Origin of the sequence: Rufibacter ruber, from assembly GCF_001647275.1 — a bacterium.
GTDB lineage: Bacteria > Bacteroidota > Bacteroidia > Cytophagales > Hymenobacteraceae > Nibribacter > Nibribacter ruber_C.
In genome coordinates, this window is the sequence record NZ_LRMM01000165.1 from 1 (window position 1) to 409 (window position 409).

The 409-nt window shown below is 66.0% G+C and carries 1 protein-coding gene; it reads right to left on the reverse strand.

Annotated elements, in window-relative coordinates:
• Positions 1-409: TlpA family protein disulfide reductase (locus tag A8O25_RS22360; protein ID WP_153042881.1), on the reverse strand; the 409-nt coding region annotated here is incomplete at both ends.

Here is a 409-nt window from a genome sequence, read left to right on the forward strand (position 1 = left end):
CCAGCTCCTTCTCCAGCAGGTCCGGCTCGCTGGGGCGGGGGGCGTTGGCGTTCACGATCCTGCCTGCCTTGTCAATGAGGAGGTAGCGGGGGATGGCCTGCAGCCGCAGCCCCCGGGCGAAGGGGGAGCTGAACTCCTGCAGCAGCAGGAAGCTGTTGGCCGTCTGCAGCGCCTTGGGGTGCCGCTGCCGCCCCTTCTCCCAGGCTGCCCTGCTCTTGTCCACCGACAGGTACACGAACTCCACCGGCTGCCCCTTGTACTTCTCCTGCAGTTCCAATGACTTGGGCATCTCCTCTAGGCAGGGAACGCACCAGCTGGCCCAGAAGTCCACGTACAGCACCTTGCCCCGCTTCTTGGCCATCAGCTCCTCCAGGGGGAGCGTGGCGTCCTTCTGCCCCAGCAGCTGGTT